Source organism: Micrococcus sp. KRD096 (assembly GCF_017168495.1).
Lineage (GTDB): Bacteria > Actinomycetota > Actinomycetes > Actinomycetales > Micrococcaceae > Micrococcus > Micrococcus luteus.
Window position 1 is genome coordinate 1 of sequence record NZ_JABFAY010000036.1, and the last position, 1,150, is coordinate 1,150.

General features: G+C 73.0%; 1 protein-coding gene. It reads right to left on the minus strand.

Translation table 11 applies throughout. The features are described from left to right. Positions 1-1,101: acyltransferase family protein (locus tag J1M41_RS11240; protein ID WP_342214109.1), on the minus strand; the 1,101-nt coding region annotated here is incomplete at its 3' end. Between the last annotated feature and the right edge of the window lie 49 nt (positions 1,102-1,150).

Sequence of the window (1,150 nt, forward strand, 5' to 3'; positions counted from 1 at the left end):
GACCTGGGCGGGTGCGTCGGACGCCGGCTCGGCGGCCGGGGTCGGCCCCGCGGCGGGCTGCGGCGGGGACGCCGGCTCGACGACCGGCAGGGGCGCCGTCGTCGAGGCGGGCTCGGCGGTCTGTGCCGGCACGGCGTCCGCCGCTCCCGGGACCGTGGCCCGGGTGCGAGGACGCGCCCGGACGCGTCCCGCCGTCGGGAATTCGAAGAGCCAGCGAACCCGTCGGTAGCCGAGCGCGAGGGCGAGCGGGACGAGGAACGTGAACGACGCGATGGCCACGTAGAAGTCGACCGGGCGGACCGCGGCGAGGTCGCGGAAGGCCGCCACCGCCAGGATCAGCACCGGCATGTGGGCGACGTAGAGGACCATCGAGCGGCGGCCGCAGAACTCGAGGAACGGCAGACGGGGCAGGCGCGGGCCGAGCCACAGCACCACGAGGATCCCCGGCAGCGCGGCGAACACGGACCAGGGCTGGCGCTCCGCCACCACGAGCGCGCCGGTGCGCGTGGCCGTCACGGTGAGCACCATGAGGATCACCGCGATCACGCCCAGGGCGGCCGGCGCCGTGCGGATCCGGGGGAGCAGTCGCGCGGAGGCGGCACCGAGGAAGAAGTACACGCCCCAGTACAGGGGACGCACCCAGTCGCGGGGGCCGCTGACGAACTCGAGGAGCAGCACGAAGAGGACGGCCGCGACCACCAGCGCCGGGACGCGACGGATCACCGGGCCGATGAGGTAGCAGAGCATGAGCACCCACAGGAACCACAGGTGCCACGCGCCGCCGCGCCAGAACTCGACGGACAGCAGGGATCCGGGCTTGCCCGTGGCCAGCGCCAGGACGACCATCCAGACGAGGAACGGCCACAGGATCCGCTCCGCCTTGCCGCGGTAGTACGTGCCCAGCGGCTTGGACACCGAGCGGGGCAGCAGGACGCCGGACAGGAACACGAGCATCGGCATCCGCCACGACTGGAACACCTGCACCACGTTCGCGAACGCCACGGAGCTGAAGGTCGCGTCGAGCCCCTGCGGCATCGTGTAGGTGTGGGTGAACATCACCAGCAGCACGGCGAATCCGCGCATGGCGTCCATCCAGGTCATCCGGCTGGGGGCGGACCCGTGGGACACGGGCGGGGTCGGCGTCGTGGAC